The 21,155-nt window shown below is 69.3% G+C and carries 18 protein-coding genes and 1 pseudogene; 12 read left to right on the forward strand and 7 right to left on the reverse strand.

Going from position 1 to position 21,155, the window contains the following annotated elements:
* Entirely contained in the window at positions 1–771 is a 771-nt protein-coding gene (locus tag ACZZZQ_RS02515; RefSeq protein WP_463506819.1) for an enoyl-CoA hydratase/isomerase family protein, read from the forward strand.
* Positions 772–849: 78 nt separating this feature from the next.
* A complete protein-coding gene (locus ACZZZQ_RS02520; protein ID WP_463506820.1) occupies positions 850–2,373 on the forward strand; it encodes an ATP-dependent DNA ligase in 1,524 nt (507 codons plus the stop codon).
* Positions 2,374–2,379: 6 nt separating this feature from the next.
* Here ACZZZQ_RS02520 and ACZZZQ_RS02525 read toward each other — a convergent pair whose 3' ends face one another.
* The 4 genes and pseudogenes from ACZZZQ_RS02525 to ACZZZQ_RS02540 form a co-directional block, all read right to left on the reverse strand.
* On the reverse strand, positions 2,380–2,889 hold the full coding sequence (locus ACZZZQ_RS02525; RefSeq protein WP_053099026.1) for a phosphoribosyltransferase: 510 nt from the start codon (positions 2,887–2,889) through the stop codon (positions 2,380–2,382).
* Positions 2,890–2,937: 48 nt separating this feature from the next.
* Positions 2,938–3,783 (reverse strand): transglutaminase family protein, encoded by an 846-nt coding sequence (locus ACZZZQ_RS02530; protein ID WP_053095423.1) that lies wholly within the window; start codon positions 3,781–3,783, stop codon positions 2,938–2,940.
* Positions 3,780–4,705, reverse strand: a pseudogene (locus ACZZZQ_RS02535) (alpha-E domain-containing protein). Before ACZZZQ_RS02535 ends, ACZZZQ_RS02530 begins: the two are co-directional and overlap by 4 nt.
* Positions 4,699–6,384: a circularly permuted type 2 ATP-grasp protein gene (locus tag ACZZZQ_RS02540; RefSeq protein ID WP_463506821.1), complete on the reverse strand. Its 1,686-nt coding sequence runs from the start codon at positions 6,382–6,384 to the stop codon at positions 4,699–4,701. The pseudogene ACZZZQ_RS02535 and the gene ACZZZQ_RS02540 overlap by 7 nt, the downstream one beginning before the upstream one ends.
* A 204-nt stretch (positions 6,385–6,588) precedes the next feature.
* Here ACZZZQ_RS02540 and ACZZZQ_RS02545 point away from each other — a divergent pair, with 204 nt between their 5' ends.
* From ACZZZQ_RS02545 to ACZZZQ_RS02555, 3 genes are read left to right on the forward strand one after another with little or no spacing between them, the layout of a single operon-like run.
* Positions 6,589–8,352, forward strand: a complete 1,764-nt coding sequence (locus ACZZZQ_RS02545; protein WP_463506822.1) for a thiamine pyrophosphate-binding protein — start codon at positions 6,589–6,591, stop codon at positions 8,350–8,352.
* Positions 8,353–8,379: 27 nt separating this feature from the next.
* On the forward strand, positions 8,380–9,234 hold the full coding sequence (locus ACZZZQ_RS02550) for a PhzF family phenazine biosynthesis protein (RefSeq protein ID WP_463506823.1): 855 nt from the start codon (positions 8,380–8,382) through the stop codon (positions 9,232–9,234).
* A 52-nt stretch (positions 9,235–9,286) separates the two neighbouring features.
* Entirely contained in the window at positions 9,287–9,727 is a 441-nt protein-coding gene (locus tag ACZZZQ_RS02555; RefSeq protein WP_072590905.1) for an NUDIX hydrolase, read from the forward strand.
* A gap of 19 nt (positions 9,728–9,746) precedes the next feature.
* On the opposite strand, the gene ACZZZQ_RS02560 is transcribed toward ACZZZQ_RS02555, so the two are convergent.
* Both ACZZZQ_RS02560 and ACZZZQ_RS02565 read right to left on the reverse strand, forming a co-directional pair.
* Positions 9,747–10,127, reverse strand: a complete 381-nt coding sequence (locus ACZZZQ_RS02560; protein WP_463506824.1) for a VOC family protein — start codon at positions 10,125–10,127, stop codon at positions 9,747–9,749.
* 278 nt (positions 10,128–10,405) lie between these two features.
* Complete coding sequence (locus ACZZZQ_RS02565; protein ID WP_463506825.1) at positions 10,406–12,277, reverse strand: FAD-dependent monooxygenase; 1,872 nt, start codon at positions 12,275–12,277, stop codon at positions 10,406–10,408.
* A gap of 132 nt (positions 12,278–12,409) precedes the next feature.
* Between ACZZZQ_RS02565 and ACZZZQ_RS02570 the strand changes: the two genes are divergently transcribed.
* Positions 12,410–13,111: an IclR family transcriptional regulator gene (locus ACZZZQ_RS02570; RefSeq protein ID WP_053095415.1), complete on the forward strand. Its 702-nt coding sequence runs from the start codon at positions 12,410–12,412 to the stop codon at positions 13,109–13,111.
* Between the two features lie 92 nt (positions 13,112–13,203).
* Here ACZZZQ_RS02570 and ACZZZQ_RS02575 read toward each other — a convergent pair whose 3' ends face one another.
* Positions 13,204–14,583 carry an MFS transporter gene (locus ACZZZQ_RS02575; RefSeq protein WP_463506826.1) on the reverse strand — a complete coding sequence of 460 codons (1,380 nt, stop codon included), beginning with the start codon at positions 14,581–14,583 and terminating at the stop codon, positions 13,204–13,206.
* 154 nt (positions 14,584–14,737) lie between these two features.
* Between ACZZZQ_RS02575 and ACZZZQ_RS02580 the strand changes: the two genes are divergently transcribed.
* The 6 genes from ACZZZQ_RS02580 to ACZZZQ_RS02605 are packed head-to-tail and all read left to right on the forward strand — an operon-like array spanning position 14,738 to position 21,145.
* Positions 14,738–16,192, forward strand: coding sequence for a fumarylacetoacetate hydrolase family protein (locus ACZZZQ_RS02580; RefSeq protein WP_320491365.1), 1,455 nt, complete (start codon positions 14,738–14,740; stop codon positions 16,190–16,192).
* Entirely contained in the window at positions 16,189–16,875 is a 687-nt protein-coding gene (locus ACZZZQ_RS02585) for a GntR family transcriptional regulator (protein WP_053095412.1), read from the forward strand. The genes ACZZZQ_RS02580 and ACZZZQ_RS02585 overlap by 4 nt, the downstream gene beginning before the upstream one ends.
* The gene (gene hpaE / locus ACZZZQ_RS02590) at positions 16,872–18,368 is read left to right on the forward strand and encodes a 5-carboxymethyl-2-hydroxymuconate semialdehyde dehydrogenase (protein ID WP_053095411.1); all 1,497 of its coding nucleotides are present in this window, start codon (positions 16,872–16,874) and stop codon (positions 18,366–18,368) included. Before ACZZZQ_RS02585 ends, hpaE begins: the two co-directional genes overlap by 4 nt.
* 13 nt (positions 18,369–18,381) lie before the next feature.
* Positions 18,382–19,545: a 3,4-dihydroxyphenylacetate 2,3-dioxygenase gene (gene hpaD / locus ACZZZQ_RS02595; RefSeq protein ID WP_463506827.1), complete on the forward strand. Its 1,164-nt coding sequence runs from the start codon at positions 18,382–18,384 to the stop codon at positions 19,543–19,545.
* 26 nt (positions 19,546–19,571) lie between these two features.
* Positions 19,572–20,357 (forward strand): fumarylacetoacetate hydrolase family protein, encoded by a 786-nt coding sequence (locus ACZZZQ_RS02600; protein WP_463506828.1) that lies wholly within the window; start codon positions 19,572–19,574, stop codon positions 20,355–20,357.
* Complete coding sequence (locus ACZZZQ_RS02605) at positions 20,342–21,145, forward strand: HpcH/HpaI aldolase family protein (protein ID WP_463506829.1); 804 nt, start codon at positions 20,342–20,344, stop codon at positions 21,143–21,145. The genes ACZZZQ_RS02600 and ACZZZQ_RS02605 overlap by 16 nt, the downstream gene beginning before the upstream one ends.
* The last annotated feature ends 10 nt before the right edge of the window (positions 21,146–21,155 follow it).

The following is a 21,155-nucleotide window of genomic DNA, read 5'->3' on the forward strand; positions in this document are numbered from 1 at the left end:
ATGATCGATCTGACCGTCGCCGGCGACGTCGCCACCGTCGTCCTGAATGCGCCGACGAAACGGAATTCACTCGACGAGCAGGCGCTCCGCGATCTCGGCCGCGCCTACGACGAGGCGGATGCCGCGGGAGTGCGCGCGCTGGTGCTGCGGGGCGAGGGCCGGGCCTTCTGCGCCGGTCGCGACATCTCGGGCGTCGACCCCCGTGACGACGACGTGATCGGGTATCTCGGCGGGCTCGTGACCCCGCTGCTGCAGCGGATGGCACGGTTCCCCGCCCCGACCTTCGCGGTGGCGCACGGCGCCTGTCTCGGCGTCGGCCTCGGACTCCTCATCGCCACCGACGTCGTGTACGTCGCAGAGTCGGCCAAGATCGGGTCACCGTTCGCCGCGCTCGGTGCCACTCTCGACTCCGGCGGCCACGCCCTCTTCGTCGAACGTCTCGGGGCGCACCGGGCACTCGACCTCATCTACACCGGTCGGCTGATGAGCGGCACCGAGGCCGTGTCATCGGGGCTCTTCTCCCGGGTGCTGCCCGACGACGAGGTCGTGCAGGCGACGACGGATGCCGCGGCGACCGCTGCGCGTGGCGCCACCGCCGCCTTCCTGGCGAGCAAGCAGCTGGTCGCCAGGATCCGCGACGAGCGCCTGGCGCTGTGGGAGTCGATCGATCTCGAGAACGCCGCCCAGGCCGCCCTGTGCGACACCGACGACTACCGCGAGGGGTTCGCGGCGTTCCAGGAGAAACGCACGCCGGAGTTCCGCGGCCGCTGAGTCGCATCCGCTTACTGCGGCAGGACGGACGGACGCAAGGCCGTCGCCGATGTCGGATGCGGGTGCGAGACTGCCTGCATGTTGCTCTCGGAGCTCGTCTCCACCGCCGAAGAGGTCACCGCCACCGCATCGCGCCTGGCGAAGATCGACGCCGTGTCCCGGCTGCTCGCACGCGCTAACGCTGCCGACGTGCCCGCCCTCGTCGGGCTGCTGCTCGCGGCGCCGCGACAGGGACGGCTGGGTGTCGGCTGGCGCGGAGTGGCGGCGCTCGACGTGCAGCACGCTGCCGAGCCCTCGCTGTCGATCCGTGATGTCGATGACGCGTTCGAGGCCTTGACCGGCTCGTCAGGGTCGGGGTCGGCCGCGGCGCGTTCCGCGATCCTCTCGGCTCTCGCGTCGCGAGCGACGGCTCCCGAATGGGACTTCCTGTCGCGGGCCATGCTCGGCGAGCTGCGCACGGGCGCGCTCGGCGGCGTCCTGCTCGATGCCATCGCCCGTGCCGCGGATCGCCCGGCGGCATCGGTGCGACGAGCAGCGATGCTCTCCGGCGACCTGGGCGAGACCGCCGTGCTCGCACTCACCGGCACGGAGGACGAACTCGATGCGGTCGGCCTGGTGGTCGGTCGCCCCGTGCTGCCGATGCTCGCATCGACCGCGGCCACCCCGACCGCCGCGCTCGACATCACCGGCACCGCGTCCGTCGAGTACAAGCTCGATGGCGCGCGCATCCAGGTGCATCGCCAGGGAGACGATGTGAGCGTCTACACCCGCAGCCTCGCCGACATCACCCACCGGGTGCCGGAGATCGTCGAGATCGTGCGCGCGCTCCCCGCACACGATCTGATCCTCGACGGTGAGACGCTGTCACTCGACGAAGACGGCGGCCCTCGGCCGTTCCAGCAGACGATGTCGCGGTTCGGGGCAGACGTCTCGCGCGAGCTCGTGCTGCGGCCCTGGTTCTTCGACATCCTGCACGTCGACGGACGCGATCTGCTCGACGAGCCCCTGTCCACCCGCCTGACCGAACTCGAGAGGGTCGTCGGCGAATGGCGTATGCCGGGCATCGTCACCGACGACGCCGAAGCGGCCGAGCAGCTGTCGCGCGAGGCTCTCGCCGCGGGCCACGAGGGGGTGCTCGTCAAAGGGATCGATGCGCCTTACTCGGCGGGACGCCGCGGCAAGTCCTGGGTCAAGGTCAAGCCCGTGCTCACCTACGACCTGGTCGTGCTCGCCGCCGAATGGGGGTCGGGTCGGCGCCAGGGGCTCCTGTCGAACCTGCACCTCGGCGCACTCGACCCGACCGGCGAGTTCGGCGAGCCCGGCGGTCTCGTCATGGTCGGCAAGACGTTCAAGGGGCTCACCGACGAGCTGCTGCGCTGGCAGACGGAGAACTTCCCGCCGCTCGAGACGAGGCGCACTCAGGGCGCGGTGTTCCTGAGACCGGAGTTCGTGGTCGAGATCGCGATCGACGGCGTGCAGCGCTCGCCGCGATACCCCGGAGGCATCGCGTTGAGGTTCGCGAGAGTCAAGGGCTATCGACCCGACAAGAACCCTGCCGACGCCGACACGATCCAGACCCTGCGGGCGCTGCTGCGCGGGTGACTCTCGTCAGGCCGACGGAGCGAGACCGAGGTCCTCTTCGCGCACCGTGCCCTGGAACGACCAGGGGAAGTTGATCCACAGGTCGGTGTCCTTCCAGGCGTAGTCGGGCTGGATGATCGTCGACGGCTTGGTGTAGATCGTGACCGAGCGCACGTCGGCGCCCTTGTCCTTCAGCAGCTGCACGGCGAGGGCGAGCGTGCGACCCGAATCTGCGACGTCGTCGACCAGCAGCACACGTCGACCGTCGAGATACGCCATGTCGAGTTCGGGCGGCAGCACCTCCGGCGCGTCGAGCACCGTGCCGATGCCGGTGTAGAACTCGACGTTGATCGCACCGCAGTTCTTCGCTCCGAGACCGTAGGCGATGGCACCGGCAGGCAGCAGACCGCCCCGCGCGATGGCCACCACGACCTCGGGCATGAAGCCGCTGTCCAGGATCCGGCGCGCGAGGTCTCGCGTCGCGGATCCGAAGCCGTCCCAGGTGAGCGTCTCGCGCTCGATCGATGCATCCGTCATCGTCTCATTCTCCTGCACCACCACTCGAACTCCCGCCACGCCGTCGCCTCAGCCGAGGCGCGTGACCTCGACCGAGACGAACAGCTCGGAGGCGCTGGGTCCCGCGTACACCCCGCGCAGCGGTGCGACATCGGCGTAGTCCCGACCGTGGCCGACATAGACGTGCGATTCGCCGATGTCGACGAGGTTGGTGGGGTCGTATCCGCGCCACTCGCCGGAGTACCACTCGACCCAGGCGTGCGACTCCCCCGTCACAGCCTGTCCGATCGCCGCCGTCGGATCGGGATGCAGGTACCCCGACACGTAGCGCGCCGGGATCCCCGCGGCGCGCAGCACGCCCAGCGCCACATGAGCGATGTCCTGGCAGACGCCGGACCGGGTGGGCCACGCGTCGCGGGCGGTCGAGCTCACGCCGGTGACGCCGCTGCGATACTCCATGGCCTCCCCGACGGTGCGGCAGATCTCTCGGGCCGTCTCGTCGACGCCACCACCCTCCGCTTCGATGTGCAGGGCGAGGTCGCGCATCTCGTCATCGGGAGCGGTGGCAGGCGTCTGCGCCACGCATTCCGCGAGTTCGAGCGATTGGGGTATCCGGGCTGCCAGCTCGTCCCAGTCGATGTCCGCCTCTCCCGTCGGCAGCGGCCTCACATCCACCACGCTCGTCGCGGTGACCGAGAGCATCTGATGCGGGGTCAGCAGCTCGAACGTCGAGACCCGGGTGTCCCAGTAGTCGGTGTACGAGTGCTGGGTCGCGGTCGGCGATATGTCGAGCGTCGCCTGCAGCACGAACTGTCCGTCCCGGGAGTGCGGCAGCATCCGCGCCTCGTTGTACGACGCCGTCGCCGGCTGCTCGTAGCGGAAGCCGGTGCGGTGAACGATCTTGAGCCGACTCACAGCGCCTCTCCGATCCACACCGGCATCGCGATCGAGGGGAAGTACCGCTCCCTGATCGCGTCACTCGCCACCGACATCCCCACCTGGACCTCCTCCATGCTCTCCGACAGCCGATGCACGGTGTCGCCGATCGGTCGGTACTCGAGCTCCGACCGCATGCGTCCCAAGACGCGATGCGCCCGATCGGGCACGCCGAACGCACCCGCCGGATCGATACCGCGCAGACACTCCTCGGCCTGGAGGATGCTCGAGAGCACCGATCGGGGGAACAGCCGGTCGATCAGGAGGAACTCCACGGCGGACGCTCCCGTGGGCACCGCCCGGTGGCTGCGCAGATGGGCTTCGTATGCCCCGCAGCTGCGCAGCAGCGTCGTCCAGCTCGGCCCCCTGCGTCGGTCAGCGACCGCGTCGCCAGCAGCCGCGCCGTCATGTCCGCGCGCTCGATCGAGCGGCCGAGCACGAAGAAGTGCCAGGCCTCATCCCGGCTCGTCGAGGAGTCGACGACCCCGAAGGCCAGCGCCGACCGATCACGCACCCAGCGGAAGAACGGGTGCGTCTTGTCCGAGGCGATCCGCCGCGGCATCCGTGCGTTCGACTCGTTCAGCGTCTCCCAGAGGTCCGTCGAGATGATCTCGCGCGCTCGACGAGCGTTCTCCCGCGCCGCCGCGATCGAATGGGCGATCGACGCGGAGTGCTCACGATCCAGCGCGAGCAGCCGCACGACGTCGTCCCGGCTCAGCACGGTGCCGGCATCCGCCGTCGTCCCCATCACCGACAGGAGCGCCCGACATGCGGTGTCCTCCTCGACCCACGGATCCTCGAGCAGCAGCTGCAGGTGCACATCGAGGATGCGGGCGGTGCCGTCGGCGCGCTCGACGTAGCGGCCGATCCAGAACAGCGCCTCGGCGATGCGACTCAGCATCCTGCGCCTCCCTGCTGCTGCTGCTGTTGCTGCTGTTGCTGCTGGTGGTGACGCAGGTCCAGGTCCTCGTCCTGCGGAGACGAGAGGAAGGGCGGATGCGGTTCCTCACGCGCCGGAGCGACCACGGCGATCGCCCCGGTCGCCAGCGACACCTCGTCTGCGGCGGCGTCCGGGTCGCCGTCCAGAGTCGACGTCGGCCCGGTGAAGAGCGACGGATCCAGCACCCAGGTGTCCTTCGACCCTCCGCCCTGGCTCGAGTTCACGACGAGCTGCCCCTCGGGCAGAGCGACGCGCGTGAGACCGCCGGGCAGCACCCAGATGTCGTGCCCGTCATTCACGGCGAAGGGTCGCAGATCGACGTGTCTCGGGCGGAATCCGTCCTCCACGAGCGTCGGGATGGTCGAGAGCTGCACGACCGGCTGGGCGATCCAGCCTCGGGGATCCGCCCGCAGCGACCGACGCAGCTCGTCCAGCGTCTCGCGCGACGCGTCGGGGCCGACGACCAGCCCCTTTCCGCCGGATCCGTCGACGGGCTTCACCACCAGCTCGTCGAGCCTGTCGAGCACCTCCTCCAGCGCGTCCGGCTCCTCGAGCCGCCAGGTGTCGACGTTCGGGATCACCGGCTCCTCTCCCAGGTAGTAGCGGATCAGATCGGGGACGTACGTGTACACGAGCTTGTCGTCGGCCACGCCGTTGCCGACGGCGTTCGCGAGCGTCACGGTGCCGAGGCGCGCCGCGAGCATCAGCCCCGGCGCGCCCAGCACCGAGTCCGGACGGAACTGCTGCGGGTCGAGGAACTCGTCATCGACCCTGCGGTAGATCACGTCCACCCGCGTCGGCCCCGAGGTCGTGTGCATCCACACCCGACCGCCCGAGCAGAAGAGATCGCGTCCTTCGACGAGCTCGATGCCCATCATGCGAGCGAGCAGGGTGTGCTCGTAGTACGCCGAGTTGTGCACCCCGGGGGTCAGCACGACGACGGTCGGATCATCGACGCCGTCCGGCGCCGCCGCACGCAGCGCCTGGAGCAGCCGGCCCGGGTAGTCGACGACGGGACGCACGCGCAGGCTGGTGAACAGCTCGGGGAGCGTCTGCGCCATCACCCGGCGATTCGCGAGCACGTAGCTGACGCCGCTCGGCACGCGCACGTTGTCCTCGAGCACGCGCCAGGCTCCGAGCTCGTCGCGGATGACGTCGATCCCCGCGACATGGATGCGCACGCCGTTCGCTCCGACGATGCCGGCCGCCTGACGGTGGAAGTGCGCGGAGGAGCTGATCAGCGACGAGGGGATCACGCCGTCCTGCACCGCGTGCTGCCGACCGTAGACGTCGGCGAGGAAGGCCTCGAGCGCACGCACCCGCTGCTTCACCCCCGACTCGACATAGCGCCAGTCGTCGGAGGCGACCACGCGAGGCACCACGTCGAGCGGGAACGGACGCTCCTCCCCGGCGAAGTCGAACGTCACGCCCTGCGCGAGGTACGAGCTGGCGAGCGCGTCGGTCCGTGCCCTCAGCTCGGCGTCGTCCATGCTCGCGAGCGCGGGATACATGTCCTGATAGGGCAGGCGCACTCCCCCACCACCGGGCTGCGCATCGGCAGGGAACATCTCGTCCCACGGCGCGGCCCCCGCTCGCTGCGGCGACCGGCGCGAGGTGTATCCGTCGAACAGTGACTCCATGACCGCATGTTTCCGTGTCGCGGTTTCGGCGGTGTTACGCGCGCGAGTCGGCGCCGCGTCGGCACGGGCGCGATAGGATCGACGCGTCCGGCGCTCTCCGACGCCGGTGCCTGAAAAAGAGGCACGAAGCTCCCCACGATGACGCGGGGGCGAGACACATACGGAATACGAACGTTCTCCGTCCCTGTCTCGAAAGGCTTTCGCATGCCCTCCGTCTCCGCGCACGTCGCACTCACTCTCGCCCAGCACATCGACGCCGTCTTCGGTGTGATGGGCAACGGCAACGCCTACTTCCTCGACGCGATCGAGACCCAGACGGATGCCGTCTTCACGGCCGTCCGTCATGAGCAGGGCGCAGTGGTCGCCGCCGATGCGCACTTCCGCGCGTCCGGCAGGATCGCCGCGGGCACCTCGACCTACGGCGCCGGTTTCACGAACACCCTCACAGCACTCGCCGAGGCCGTGCAGGCGCATGTCCCCCTCGTGCTGGTGGTGGGCGATGAGCCGACGTCCGGTCCTCGTCCATGGGACGTCGACCAGATCGCCCTGGCCTCGGCGGTCGGCGCCCGCACCTATACGGTCGGGCACGCGGATGCCGCAGCGACCACCGTCATCGCGATCGAGCACGCACTGACCTACCGCGTGCCCGTCGTGCTGGCGATCCCCTACGACGTGGCCTCACGCGAGGCCGGCCCGGTGCCCGAGGCTCCGCTGCCCCGCATCCCCGCGCCGCTCGCGCCGCGCGGCGAGTTCGCCGAGGGCACGCTCGACGAGATCGCCCAGGCGCTTCACGGAGCATCGCGCCCCTTCCTGCTGGCCGGTCGCGGCGCCTGGCTCGCGGGGGCCGGTGCGGCGCTCGGCGAGCTGGCGACCCTCACCGGCGCTCTGACGGCGTCGTCGGCGCTGGGGCGCGGTGTCTTCCCCGACACCCGGTTCGACCTCGGCGTCACGGGAGGATTCGGGGCCGACGGCGCCATGCAACTCGTGCGCACCGCCGATGTCGCCGTGGTGTTCGGCGCCTCGCTGAACCAGTTCACGATGCGATTCGGCGAACTCTTCGCACCGGGCACCAGGGTCTTCCAGATCGACATCGCGCCCGCAGCCACGCACCCGCACGTCGGCGGCTTCGTGCGTGCGGATGCTCGCGTGGCGGCCGAGGAGCTCGTCGCCCGGGTCGGCTCGCTCGGCTCCGGCGCCGCCCCTGAGAGCGGTTCTGCCGAGCACGGCCTCGGAGCGGAGGCACACCGCGCCGAGACTCCGACTGTCCAGCACGGCGAGTCGCACCCGGCATCCGACGCTGTGCCCGCACAGCCGTGGCGCGAGACGGTCGACGTCGAGGCCGCACGCGCGTACGACGAGGGCGACGAGCTCGCTCCCGACGGACGCCTCGACCCCCGCTCCGCCGCGCGTCGCATCGCCGAGCTCCTGCCCCCCGATCGCGTCGTCGTCTCCGACGGCGGCCACTTCATCGGCTGGGCGAACATGTACTGGCCGGTCGAGGCCCCCGACCGCATGATGATGGTCGGCACCGCCTTCCAGTCGATCGGGCAGGGCTGGCCGAGTGTCGTCGGCGCAGCCCTCGCCCGCCGCGAGTCGACCGTCGTACTGACGTCGGGCGACGGCGGCGGACTCATGGCGATCGCCGACCTCGAGTCGGCAGTGCGCGCGGCAGCGGGTCGAGGCATCGCCGTGATCTGGAACGACGCCGCCTACGGTGCCGAGGTCAACCTCTACGGGCTCAAGGGGCTCGCCGAGGGCCCGATGCGCATCCCCGAGGTCGACTTCGCGGCGTTCGGCGCCGCGGTGGGCGCGGAGGGGGTCGTCGTGAAGACGCTCGCAGACCTCGATCGACTCGCCACATGGACGCAGGAGGATGCTGCGACGCGGCGGTTCCTGCTGCTCGACCTGCGCATCTCGGGTGACGTGATCGCGCCGTACCAGCAGGAGATCATCCGCGTGAATTCCTGACCTCGCCGAGTCGCTAGGATCCTCGTCATGACCGAGAATTCCGGAGTCCTGCGATACAGCGCATTCGCCGCGACGCCTGACGGAGGCAACCCCGCGGGAGTCGTACTCGATGGCTCAGATCTGAGCGACGAGCAGATGCAGCGGATCGCCGTGGACGTCGGATTCTCCGAGACCGCCTTCCTCGTCGCACGCACCGACGGCGACGGTGTGCCGCGCTACCGGGCGCGTTACTGGTCGCCGGCGGCTGAGGTGCCGTTCTGCGGACACGCGACCGTCGCGACGGCGGTCGCCCTCGCCGAGCGCGACGGGCCGGGCGATGTCGTGTTCGACACGAACGCGGGCGCTGTGACGCTGCGCTCGACGGTGGACCGGGATGGCGCGGTGACCGTGTCGTTCACGAGCGTCGAGCCGCAGGTGCGCGATCTCGGCTCCGACGTGCTCGACCGATTCCTCGCGCTGCTCGGACTCACCCCGGCGGATCTCGATGAGCGCTTCCCCGCCAAGGAATCGTTCGCCGGCAACTGGCATCCGATCGTCGTGCTCCGTGATCGGGAGCTGTTCGATCAGTTCCGCTTCTCGCCCGCCGAGGTCGCCGCACTCATGCGCGAGCAGGGGTGGTTCGGCACCTCGACAGTGCTGCACGCGGCGAGCACCGCCGACTTCGATGCCCGCAACCTCTTCCCGGTGGGACGGATCACCGAGGACCCGGCGACGGGCTCGGCGGCTGCATCGGTCGGGGCGTATCTGCGCGACCTCGGACACCCGGCGACGACCGTCCGCATCCATCAGGGCGCTCACGTGCGTCGTCCGAGCCTCTTGACCGTGACGATCCCGCCGACCGGCGGCATCGAGGTCTCCGGCGGGGCGTCTCTCCTGACCTGAGCCCGTCCCTGACCTGAGCCCGTCGACGCACCCGCTGCGTTAGCCTTCCGAGATGCCTGCCATCCGCAACATCGCCGTCGGCCTGCCCGTCAAGGACGGACACCTGCTCGCGCTCGAAGGGCACGACGCCTCGCGCGGCCTGGACTTCCTCCGGGCGATCGGCGGCGGGATCGAATTCGGTGAGACCGCCGCAGAAGCTCTCGGTCGCGAGTTCATGGAGGAGCTCGGCGTCACTCTCGAGGGCGCCGAGCCGCTCGGCGTCTTCGAGAACATCTTCACGTACGAAGGCGCGCCCGGTCACGAGATCGCCCATGTGTTCGCGGTGACATCCGCCGAGCTGGATGCGGTGCCCCTCGACGCCGAGCTTCACATCCTCGACGAGGGCAGCCCGGTTCGCTGGGTGCCGATCGACGACATCCGTGCCGGCACCCGCGTCCTGTTCCCCGAGGGCGCACCGGAAGCGCTGCTCACCCTCGTCGAGCGCGTCCGGTGAGCGTCCGGATCACAGCACGTCAGGACTGCGCGCCGTAGTCGGGAAGCTCCTGCAGTGTCCAGGTGTTGCCGTCGGGGTCGTCGAAGGTCACGAAACGGCCCCACGCCTGCTCATCGACCCCCTGCGCCTCGACGCCGAGGCCCGTCAGGTGCGCCAGCGCCTCATCGGCATCCGGAACGACCACCTGGATCGTGTTCTGCTGCCCCGGCAGCAGTCCCTCGCCCAGGTTGGTGCCGAAGGCGATCGAGCAGGCCGACCCCGGCGGTGTCAGCTGCACGAACCTCAGGCCCTCGTAGGGCACCTGATCATGATCGGCGTGGAAGCCGATCCTCTCGTAGAACTCCTTCGACCGGTCGACATCCGAGACCGGGACGAAGATCAATTCGATCTTCCACTCCATCGCGCACTCCTCCTGTCGGGGCGCCTTCGCCCATCGGCCCTCAGAGTACGCGGGGCCTCCGACACCCACCAGAGGCTCTCGCCCGACGCAGTCTGCGCTCGTCACTGACGCCCGATGGGGAGGAGATCTGCGATCGGGAGGGCGCCCTGCGCAGGAAGCACCTCCCGATCGCAGATCCCCTCCGGATCACAGATGCCCTCCGGATCGCGCCCTCCTGGACCACGACCTCCGGATCGCAGATCCCCTCCGGATCGCAAATCCCCTCCCGGATCGCAGGCTCAGGATGCCGCCAGCAGCGCCCCCTCGAAGAATGACGCCAGCTCGTCCGTCGCGTCGAGGGGCAGGATCGCGGCGACGTACTGATCGGGCCGCACCACGACGATGACGCCGTCGCGCGACAGCTCCCGCGCCTCGAAGATGTCGGTCTCGGTCCACTTCGACGGGCCGGCCGCGTAGACCTTCTCCCAGTCGGTGAGCCCGAGCGGACCGGTCTTCGGCTGGAACAGCGCAGGCGCCGAGGTGACCTCGACCTCCTCGTGCGGCTGCTGGTAGATCGCCTTGACATCGAAGACGGCATCGACGTCGGCATCCGCAGGCGTGAACCGGGAGAGCACCGGAGCCGCCGACTCGGCCCACGCGTCGAGCGTCGCCGCATCGCGACCCGCGAACGCGTAGACGCGCCAGCGCCCGTCCGCCTTGGCGTGGTGCCCGAGATGGATCGCGTTGCCGTCGCCCACCCGCACGACCTCGGCCGACTTGAAGCGCTTGCCGAGGGGGAAGCCGCCCGCGAGTGCCTGATGTGCGTCCGACCCGGTGATCATCGACGAGGTGTACTGCGTCATGAAGCCGGAGGGGAACTCCGCCGTCGCCAGGTAGTACGTCGCGAGGTCCGTGGGGTCGGTGATCTCCGACGGCTTGCGCGCCATCAGGGTCGACCACTCCCGATCGAAGTCGATGAGCTGCTGCGCGACGGGCCGACGCTCGGCGCCGTAGGTCGCGAGCAGCGCCTCGGGCGCCCGACCGGTCAGCACCGATCCGAGTTTCCAGCCGAGGTTGAACCCGTCCTGCATCGACACGTTCATGCCCTGGCCGGCCTTCGCGCTGTGGGTGTGGCAGGCATCGCCTGTGAGGAACACGTGCGGCGTGCGACCCGACCCGTCGATCACGTCGTCGAACCCGTCGGTGACCCGGTGGCCGACCTCGTAGACGCTGTGCCACGCGACCTCCTTCACGTCCAGCGTGTAGGGGCTGAGGATCGCGTTCGCCTTGGCGATGATGTCCTCGATGGGCGTCTGCCGCACGCGGTGGTCGTCGTCCTCGGCGACCTCGCCGAGGTCGATGTACATCCGGCTGAGGTACCCGCCCTCCCGCGGGATGTGCAGGATGTTGCCCGCCTCCGAGTTGATCGCGCACTTGGTGCGCCAGTCGGGGAAGTCGGTGTTCACGAGGACGTCCATGACACCCCAGGCATGCGCGGCGCTGCCGCCGACGTGCGTGCGGCCGATCGCCTGGCGCACGCCGCTGCGTGCGCCGTCGCAGCCGACGACGTACTTCGCGCGGATCGTGCGCTCCTCGCCGGTGCGCTCCCCTGCGACGTAGCGCAGGGAGACCTCGACCGGGTGCTCGCCCTCGTCGTGCACGGTGAGTCCGGCGAACTCGATGCCGTAGTCGGGCGCGATGCGGCCGGGACCGTTCGACGCCGCCTCGGCGAAGTAGTCGAGCACGCGTGCCTGGTTGACGATGAGGTGCGGGAACTCGCAGATGTCGTAGGCGTAGTCCGCCGTCCGCGACGTGCGGACGATCTCGTCGGGCTTCTCGGGATTCGGACCCCAGAAGTTCATCCAGCCGATGTTGTAGGCCTCGGCGATGATGCGCTCGGCGAATCCGAACGCCTGGAACGTCTCGACGCTGCGCGGCTGGATGCCGTCGGCCTGCCCGAGCACCAGACGGCCCTCGCGCTTCTCGATGATGCGCGTGGAGATGTCGGGATACTGCGACATCTGCGCCGCGAGCAGCATGCCGGCGGGGCCCGAGCCGACGATCAGCACATCGATCTCGTCGGGGAGGTCGGCGGGTCGGTCCGCGCCGAGCCCCGCGGCGTCCTTCACGCGGGGGTCTCCGGAGACATAGCCGTGGTGGTGGAACTGCATCGTCGTCGATTCCTTCCGGACTTCTCTGTCAGGTGTTGCCTTCGAACGGCTCGTGTTCTATATTCGAACACAACGTTCTACTATTGAACACAGCTTAGGGACGGTCGTCTCGAAACGCAAGGGAGCGCACGCATGCCCGAAGGCACTCCGGCCTCGCAGACCCTGAGCCGCGGCATCCGCATCCTGGAGGTTCTCGCCGATGCGCGGATCCCCCTGACGATCGACGAGATCGCCGCGCGACTCGACGTGCATCGCTCGGTGGCGTATCGCCTGCTGCGCACCTTGGAAGACCACCGACTCATCGGAAGGGACGCCTCAGGCGCCGTGACCCTGGGACCGCGCATGGCCGCGCTGGCAGCGGGCGTGGCTCACGATCTGCAGGCCGAGGCCATCCCCGAGCTGACCGCGATCGCCAACGAGCTCGGCATGACCTGCTTCCTCGGCGTGCTCGACGGCGATGACTGCATCACGCTCGCGAGCATCGAACCCCGCCACGCGATCGCGAGCGTCGCCCAGCGACCGGGCGCCAGGCACTCCGTCACGGTCGGAGCGCCCGGCAAGGCGATCCTCACGCAGCTCCCGGTGTCCCAGTGGCCCGGAGAACCGGGGGCGACACTGCGCGCAGAGGTCGACCGAGCTCGCGCCCGCGGATATGCGACGAGCCATGACGAGGTCATCCCCACCGTGCAGTCCGTCGCCGTGCCCCTCGTGCTGCGCGGCCAGCGGCCCGCGGCGATCGCGGTCGTCCACGTCGCGACCGCCCTCGACGACGCCGAGATCGCGGACCGCCTGAGGCGCTCGGCATCCGCGATCCGCGACGCGCTCGACGGCTGAGCGCTCGGCGGCGGAGAACCGGACCGACGCTCTCCTGCACACGCACGAGCGCACGCCCGCCAGGCGGACGTGCGCTCGTGCGTGGATGCGGGTCAGGCCCTGGCGAGCCCGCGGATCGGGCTCACGGACTGCTCCTCCTCGTGATCCGGCCCCAGCGGGATGCCCGAGCGATCACGCAGCAGCAGCGTCGCCACGAGGCCGAGCAGCGTCATGCCGGCGAGGTACCACGTGACGGCCTGCGTCGAGCCGGTCGCCTGCACGATGGCGGTCGCGATGGTCGGCGCGAACGCACCGCCGGCGATGGCGCCGATCGCATACGAGATCGAGACGCCCGAGAAGCGGATGCTGGCGGGGAAGAGCTCGGTGTAGAGCGCCGCCTGCGGCCCGTAGGTGAAGCCGAGACCGATCGTGAGGATCGCGAGGCCGGCGAACAGCAGTCCGACCTGGCCGGTGTTCACGAGCGGGAAGAGCGTGAACACACCGACGAGCTGCATCACCCAGCCGATGATGTAGGTCGTGCGCCGACCGATGCGGTCCGACAGCCACCCGGCGATGAGCGTCGTGATGAGCCAGGTGACGGCCGAGCCGGTGACCGCCCACAGCACCGGTCCGCGCTCGAGACCGATCGGGCCCTCGGGGTTGGTGGCGTAGCCCTGGATGTATCCGCCGGTCGTCATGTACCCGACCGCGTTGTTGCCGGCGAAGACGAGGGCGGCGACGATGACGAGCAGGAGGTGCTTGCGGAACAGCTGCACGATCGGCATGCTCGCCTTCTCCTTGCGCTCGGCGAGCTCGATGAACACCGGGCTCTCCTCGACCTTGCGGCGCACGTAGTAGCCGACCAGGATCAGGACGACGCTGAGCAGGAACGGGATGCGCCAGCCCCACTGGATGAACTGGTCTCCGGGGGCGATCGCCGTCATCAGCGCCATCACTCCCGACGCGAGCAGCAGACCGAGCGGCACACCGATCTGGGGCGATGCGCCGAAGATCCCGCGCTTCTTCTTCGGGGCGTGCTCGACGGCCATCAGCACCGCACCGCCCCACTCGCCTCCGGCCGAGATGCCCTGCAGGATGCGCAGCAGCACCAGCAGGATGGGTGCGGCGATCCCGATCGCGTCGTAGGTCGGCAGGACTCCGATGAGCGCGGTCGCCGCTCCCATCAGGATCAGCGTCCACATGAGAACGGTCTTGCGCCCGAGCTTGTCGCCGTAGTGTCCCGCGAGGAACGCTCCGAGCGGGCGGAAGAGGAAGCTGACGCCGACGGTGGCGAAGGCGATCAACGCGCTGTTCGCGCCGAGCGGCTCGAAGAAGAGCTGCCCGAAGACCAGCCCGACCGCCGTGGCGTAGATGAAGAAGTCGTACCACTCGACCGTGGTGCCGACGACGGTGGCGAACACGACCCGGCGCCGATCGGCCGGTGTCGCGATGGTTCCGGTGGGTGTGAACCCAGCATGTGACTGCCCGCTCATAGGGGTGTCTCCTTTGATTGTGACCGCATTGTCACGGCTCGCGTCCGAGGTGTGTCGAGTTGCTTGCCGAGGGGTGACACGATGATATATGATTTCGAATACGACGCACAAGGCGTCGACGTGAAGCGCGAGGAGGCGCCCCGTGACGGCATCCATGACCCGCCCCGGCAAGATCATCGCGATCCATCTGAGCTACGCATCCCGAGCCGACCAGCGCGGCCGGCGCCCCGCAGCTCCCTCCTACTTCTTCAAGCCGGCGAGCTCCGTCGGCGTCTCCGGGGGCACGGTCGAGCGCCCGGCGGGCACCGAGCTGCTCGCCTTCGAGGGCGAGATCGCGCTCGTCATCGGCACCCCTGCCCGCCGCGTCTCGCTCGATGACGCGTGGAGCCATGTCGGCTGGGTCACCGCCTCGAACGACCTCGGCCTCTACGACCTGCGCGCCAACGACAAGGGATCCAACGTGCGATCCAAGGGCGGCGACGGCTACACGCCTCTCGGTCCCGAGCTGATCGACGCCCGCGCGGTCGACCCCGCGGCCCTGCGTGTCCGGGCCTGGGTCAACGGAGACCTGCGTCAGGACGACACCACCGCCGGCCTCATCTTCCCCCTCGCCCAGCTGGTCGCCGACCTCTCTCAGCACTTCACGCTCGAACCCGGCGACGTCATCCTCACCGGCACGCCGGCGGGTTCCTCCGTGATCGTCCCCGGCGATGTGGTCGAGATCGAGGTGGATGCTCCGGATGCCGAGGGCTCCCCCTCCTCGGGACGCCTGGTGACCACCGTCACGCAGGGCGATGTGCCCTTCGACGCCGAGGTCGGCTCGCTTCCCGCCGTCGACGATCTGCAGCGCACCGAGGCATGGGGCTCCCGCGAAGACGCGGGTCTGCCGCCTGAGGCCACGTCCGCGCTGTCCCCCGAGCTCCGCGCCAAGCTGATGGAAGCTCCGACAGCCGGCCTCTCGTCGCAGCTGCGCAAGCGCGGACACCACTCGTGCTTCATCGATGGCGTCTCTGCGAACCTCCCCGGCAGCAAGATCGTCGGCACAGCCAAGACGCTGCGCTTCGTGCCGTTCAGAGAAGACCTGTTCGCGAGCCATGGCGGCGGATACAACGCCCAGAAGCGGGCGTTCGATGCCGTCGGCGAGGGCGAGATCATCGTGATCGAAGCGCGCGGCGACGCGACCACCGGAACACTGGGCGACATCCTCGCGCTCCGCGCCCGCGCCCGCGGCGCCGCCGGAGTCGTGACCGACGGCGGTGTGCGCGACTTCGACGCGGTCGCCGAGATCGGCCTCCCGGTCTTCTCGCAGGGCGCTCATCCCTCCGTCCTCGGACGCAGGCACGTGCCGTGGGACTCCGACGTCACCATCTCGTGCGGCGGCGCCACGGTCCAGCCGGGCGACATCATCGTGGGCGACGGCGACGGCGTCATCGTGATCCCTCCCTCGCTCGCCGAGCAGGTCGCAGACGATGCGCTCGCGCAGGAGATCGAGGACGCGTGGATCGCCGAGCAGGTCGCCGCCGGACATCCGGTCGACGGCCTCTTCCCGCTCAACGCCGCGTGGCGGGAGAAGTACGAAGCCGCCACCGGCACCGGTGCCGGCTCATGACGACGGTGGCGAACTCCAGCAAGTCGGAGCAGGCGTACGCCTGGATCCGCTCGCGGATCTCGGGACACGTCTTCGGCCCCGGTTACCGTCTGGTGCTGGGATCGTTGGCGGAAGAGCTCGGGATGAGCGTCGTGCCGGTGCGTGAAGCGATCCGCCGGCTCGAAGCCGAGGGCCTCGTGACGTTCGAGCGCAACGTGGGCGCGCGGGTGACCCTCGTCGACGAGAGTGAATACGCGCACACGATGCAGACGCTCGGGCTGGTCGAAGGCTCGGCCACCGCCCTCTCCGCTCCCTTCCTCGACGCCGAGGCGCTCGACGCCGCGGAGGCAGTGAACGAGCGGATGATCCAGATGCTCGGTCATCTCGACGCCCATGCGTTCACCGAGCTCAACAGGCAGTTCCATTCGCTGCTCTTCGAACCCTGCCCGAATCCGCACCTCCTCGACCTCGTGCACCGCGGCTGGGCGCGGCTGTCCGGCATCCGGGATTCGACCTTCGCCTACGTGCCCGGCAGGGCTCAGCACTCGGTCGAGGAGCACGCGCAGATCCTCGAGCTGATCCGAACGGGCGCCGACCCGCTCGAGATCGAGCTCGCCGCCCGCAATCACCGCCTGCGCACGAGGGACGCCTTCCTCGACGCGCTGCACACCCGTTCTCACCACAACTCAGGAGACGAGTCATGACCGATTCCCGCATCCCCGCAGACCTGCCCGACCACATCCAGCACTACATCGACGGAGCGTTCGTCGACTCCGTCGACGGTGACACGTTCGATGTGCTCGATCCGGTGACGAACAAGACCTACACGACCGCAGCCGCCGGCAAGAAGGCCGACATCGAGCTCGCCGTCGCCGCTGCCACGCGCGCGTTCGACGAGGGCCCCTGGCCTCGGATGCTGCCGCGGGAGCGCTCGCGGGTGCTGCACAGGATCGCCGACATCGTCGAGTCGCGGGATGCCCGCCTCGCCGAGCTCGAGTCGTACGACTCCGGACTGCCGATCACCCAGGCGCTCGGCCAGGCCCGCCGCGCGGCCGAGAACTTCCGCTTCTTCGCCGACCTGATCGTCGCCCAGTCCGATGACGCCTTCAAGGTTCCCGGCAAGCAGATGAACTACGTCAACCGCAAGCCGATCGGCGTCGCCGGCCTCATCACGCCGTGGAACACGCCGTTCATGCTCGAGTCGTGGAAGCTCGGCCCCGCACTCGCGACCGGCAACACCGTGGTGCTCAAGCCCGCCGAGTTCACGCCGCTCTCCGCCTCGCTCTGGGCGGGCATCTTCGAGGAGGCCGGGCTGCCGCAGGGCGTGTTCAATCTCGTGAACGGCCTCGGCGAAGACGCCGGAGACGCCCTCGTGAAGCACCCCGACGTGCCGCTCATCTCGTTCACGGGCGAGAGCTCGACCGGGCAGCTGATCTTCGGCAACGCCGCACCGTTCCTCAAGGGCCTGTCGATGGAGCTCGGCGGCAAGTCCCCCGCCGTCGTCTTCGCCGATGCTGACATCGAGGCCGCGGTCGACGCGACGATCTTCGGCGTGTTCTCCCTCAACGGCGAGCGCTGCACCGCCGGCTCCCGCATCCTCGTCGAGCGCTCCATCTACGAGGAGTTCGTCGAGCGCTACGCCGCCCAGGCGAAGCGCGTGAAGGTCGGCTACCCGCACGACCCGGCCACCGAGGTCGGCGCGCTCGTGCACCCCGAGCACTACGACAAGGTGATGAGCTACGTCGAGATCGGCAAGACCGAGGGCCGCCTCGTCGCCGGCGGCGGCCGCCCCGAGGGCTTCGACGAGGGCAACTTCGTCGCGCCGACGGTGTTCGCCGACGTCTCCCCCGATGCCCGCATCTTCCAGGAGGAGATCTTCGGCCCCGTCGTCGCCATCACCCCGTTCGACTCCGACGACGAGGCGCTCTCGCTCGCGAACAACACGAAGTACGGCCTGGCCGCCTACATCTGGACGAACGACCTGAAGCGCGCCCACAACTTCGCGCAGTCCGTGGAGGCGGGCATGGTATGGCTGAACAGCAACAACGTGCGCGACCTGCGCACCCCCTTCGGCGGCGTCAAGGCTTCGGGCCTGGGCCACGAGGGCGGCTACCGCTCGATCGACTTCTACACCGACCAGCAGAGCGTGCACATCACGCTCGGCGGCGCGCACAACCCGACCTTCGGCAAGAACTGAGCAAGGACCCGACATGACCGACAAGACTGCGAAGACGCTGACCTCCTCGGGCTACTACGTGAGCCAGGAGGCTCCGATCGAGACCGCCAACCCGATCGCGACCCCCGAGAGCACTCCCCCGGACGTGCTGCGCTGCGCCTACATGGAGCTGGTCGTCACCGACCTCGCGGCCTCGCGGGTGTTCTACGTCGACGTCCTGGGGCTGTATGTCACCGAAGAGGACGACGAGGCGATCTACCTCCGCTCGACCGAGGAGTTCATCCACCACAACCTCGTGCTGCGAAAGGGGCCGATCGCCGCTGTCGCCGCGTTCTCCTACCGCGTGCGCTCGGCTGAGGATCTCGACCTCGCCGTGGCGTTCTACACCGAGCTCGGCTGCGACGTGCGCCGCAGCCCGGAGGGCTTCGTCAAGGGCGTCGGCGACTCGGTGCGCGTGGTCGACCCGCTGGGCTTCCCCATCGAGTTCTTCCACCAGTCCGACCACGTCGAGCGCATGTCGTGGCGCTACGACCTGCACATCCCGGGCGAGCTCGTTCGACTCGACCACTTCAACCAGGTCACCCCCGACGTGCCCCGCGCCGTGAAGTTCATGCAGGATCTGGGGTTCCGCGTCACGGAGGACATCCAGGACGATGAGGGCACCGTGTATGCGGCGTGGATGCGTCGCAAGCCCACCGTGCACGACACCGCGATGACCGGCGGCGACGGTCCGCGTATGCACCACGTCTGCTTCGCGACGCACGAGAAGCACAACATCTTGGCGATCTGCGACAAGCTCGGAGCCCTCCGCCGCTCCGACGCGATCGAGCGGGGCCCGGGCCGTCACGGCGTCTCGAACGCGTTCTACCTCTACCTCCGCGACCCCGACGGTCACCGTGTCGAGGTCTACACGCAGGACTACTACACGGGCGACCCCGACAACCCCGTCATCACCTGGGATGTGCACGACAACCAGCGCCGCGACTGGTGGGGAAACCCGGTCGTCCCGTCCTGGTACACCGAGGCCTCGCTCGTGCTCGACCTCGACGGCGACCCGCAGCCCGTCGTCGCCCGCACCGACGACTCCGAGATGGCCGTCACGATCGGTGCCGACGGCTTCTCGTACACGCGACCCGGCGACGACGAGGCCATGCCGGAGTACAAGCAGGGCGAGTACAAGCTCGGCCACCAGCTCTGATCGATTCGCACACACAGGAGAGACGGATGCTGTCAGCAGACATCGTCGCGCAGATCGCCGGAGAGCTCGCCGAGGCCGACCGGACCCACTCGGTGATCCCCCGGATCACCGCCCGGTACCCGGACTCGACGGTCGAGGATTCGTACGCGATCCAGGGAGTCTGGCGCGACTCGCAGATCGCCGCGGGACGCCGTCTCGTCGGACGCAAGATCGGATTGACGTCGAAGGCGATGCAGCAGGCCACCGGCATCACCGAGCCCGACTACGGGGTGATGTTCGACGACACCGTCTACGAGTCGGGTGCCGAGATCCCGGTCGACCACTTCTCGAACGTGCGCATCGAGGTCGAGCTCGCGTTCGTGCTCAAGCATCCGCTCGAGGGGCCCGACTGCACGCTCGACGACGCCCTCGCCGCGATCGACTACGCCGTGCCGGCGCTCGAGGTGCTGAACTCGCACATCGAACTCGAGGGCAGGACGATCGTCGACACGATCAGCGACAACGCCGCCTACGGGGCCATGGTCCTCGGCGATGTGCACAGGCGCCCGGACGAGATCGACCTGCGATGGGTGCCCGGCGTGCTCTCGCGCAACGGCGAGATCGAGGAGACCGGAGTCGCCGCCGGCGTGCTGGGCCACCCCGCCACCGGCGTCGCCTGGCTCGCGAACAAGTTCCACCAGCACGGCGCGCGTCTCGAGGCCGGCGAGGTCATCCTGGCAGGATCGTTCACACGCCCGATGTGGGTGTCTCGCGGCGATCAGGTGCTGTGCGACTACGGACCGATGGGAACGATCGAATGCCGCTTCATCTGAGCCCCTCCTTCCGCGAGCATCTCGCCGCCTCCGATCGCCCGCTCATCGGGATGTGGGCGTGCTCCGGCAGTGCCCTCGTCACCGAGGTGGCTGCGGGCTCGGGCCTCGACTGGCTGCTGATCGACATGGAGCATTCGGCCAACACGCTCGAGTCCACGCTGCTGCAGCTGCAGGTCGTCGCCGCCTATCCGATCACCCCGGTGGTGCGCGTGCCGTCCAACGACACCGTGGCGATCAAACAGGTCCTCGACCTCGGAGCACAGAACCTCATCGTCCCGATGGTCTCGTCGGCCGAGGAGGCACGCGCGGCCGTCTCGGCGACCCGCTATCCGCCAGAGGGTGTCCGAGGAGTCGGGAGCGCGCTCGCCCGCAGCGCCCGCTGGAACCGGGTCGACGGCTACCTGCGCGACTCGGCGCGGCACACCTCCCTCATCGTGCAGATCGAGACGGTCGCCGGGGTGGAGGCCGCCTCCGAGATCGCGGCGGTCGAGGGCGTGGACGCCGTGTTCGTGGGCCCGTCCGACCTCTCCGCGTCGATGGGCCTGCTCGGGCAGCAGACGCATCCGGATGTCGTCGCCGCCGTCGAGCAGGTGTTCGCCGCGGTCGCGGCCGCAGGCACGCCCGTCGGTGTGAACGCCTTCGATCCCTCCGCCGCCGATGCGTACACCGCCGCCGGCGCGGACTTCGTGGCGGTCGGTGCCGACGTGGCGATGCTGGCACGCGCATCCGAGGCTCTGGCCGCCCGCTTCATCCCGGCATCCGACGACACGACCCGCGCCAGCTACTGACGCCTGCCGC

This window comes from Microbacterium sp. AC132 (genome assembly GCF_979258525.1).

Bases quoted from the DNA above. Each gene is read 5' to 3' on its own strand.
- ACZZZQ_RS02515 (WP_463506819.1), top strand. From the start codon at position 1: ATGATCGATCTGACCGTCGCCGGCGACGTCGCCACCGTCGTCCTGAAT.
- ACZZZQ_RS02520 (WP_463506820.1), top strand. From the start codon at position 850: ATGTTGCTCTCGGAGCTCGTCTCCACCGCCGAAGAGGTCACCGCCACC.
- ACZZZQ_RS02525 (WP_053099026.1), bottom strand. From the start codon at position 2,889: ATGACGGATGCATCGATCGAGCGCGAGACGCTCACCTGGGACGGCTTC.
- ACZZZQ_RS02540 (WP_463506821.1), bottom strand. From the start codon at position 6,384: ATGGAGTCACTGTTCGACGGATACACCTCGCGCCGGTCGCCGCAGCGA.
- ACZZZQ_RS02545 (WP_463506822.1), top strand. From the start codon at position 6,589: ATGCCCTCCGTCTCCGCGCACGTCGCACTCACTCTCGCCCAGCACATC.
- ACZZZQ_RS02550 (WP_463506823.1), top strand. From the start codon at position 8,380: ATGACCGAGAATTCCGGAGTCCTGCGATACAGCGCATTCGCCGCGACG.
- ACZZZQ_RS02555 (WP_072590905.1), top strand. From the start codon at position 9,287: ATGCCTGCCATCCGCAACATCGCCGTCGGCCTGCCCGTCAAGGACGGA.
- ACZZZQ_RS02560 (WP_463506824.1), bottom strand. From the start codon at position 10,127: ATGGAGTGGAAGATCGAATTGATCTTCGTCCCGGTCTCGGATGTCGAC.
- ACZZZQ_RS02565 (WP_463506825.1), bottom strand. From the start codon at position 12,277: ATGCAGTTCCACCACCACGGCTATGTCTCCGGAGACCCCCGCGTGAAG.
- ACZZZQ_RS02570 (WP_053095415.1), top strand. From the start codon at position 12,410: ATGCCCGAAGGCACTCCGGCCTCGCAGACCCTGAGCCGCGGCATCCGC.
- ACZZZQ_RS02575 (WP_463506826.1), bottom strand. From the start codon at position 14,583: ATGAGCGGGCAGTCACATGCTGGGTTCACACCCACCGGAACCATCGCG.
- ACZZZQ_RS02580 (WP_320491365.1), top strand. From the start codon at position 14,738: ATGACCCGCCCCGGCAAGATCATCGCGATCCATCTGAGCTACGCATCC.
- ACZZZQ_RS02585 (WP_053095412.1), top strand. From the start codon at position 16,189: ATGACGACGGTGGCGAACTCCAGCAAGTCGGAGCAGGCGTACGCCTGG.
- hpaE (WP_053095411.1), top strand. From the start codon at position 16,872: ATGACCGATTCCCGCATCCCCGCAGACCTGCCCGACCACATCCAGCAC.
- hpaD (WP_463506827.1), top strand. From the start codon at position 18,382: ATGACCGACAAGACTGCGAAGACGCTGACCTCCTCGGGCTACTACGTG.
- ACZZZQ_RS02600 (WP_463506828.1), top strand. From the start codon at position 19,572: ATGCTGTCAGCAGACATCGTCGCGCAGATCGCCGGAGAGCTCGCCGAG.
- ACZZZQ_RS02605 (WP_463506829.1), top strand. From the start codon at position 20,342: ATGCCGCTTCATCTGAGCCCCTCCTTCCGCGAGCATCTCGCCGCCTCC.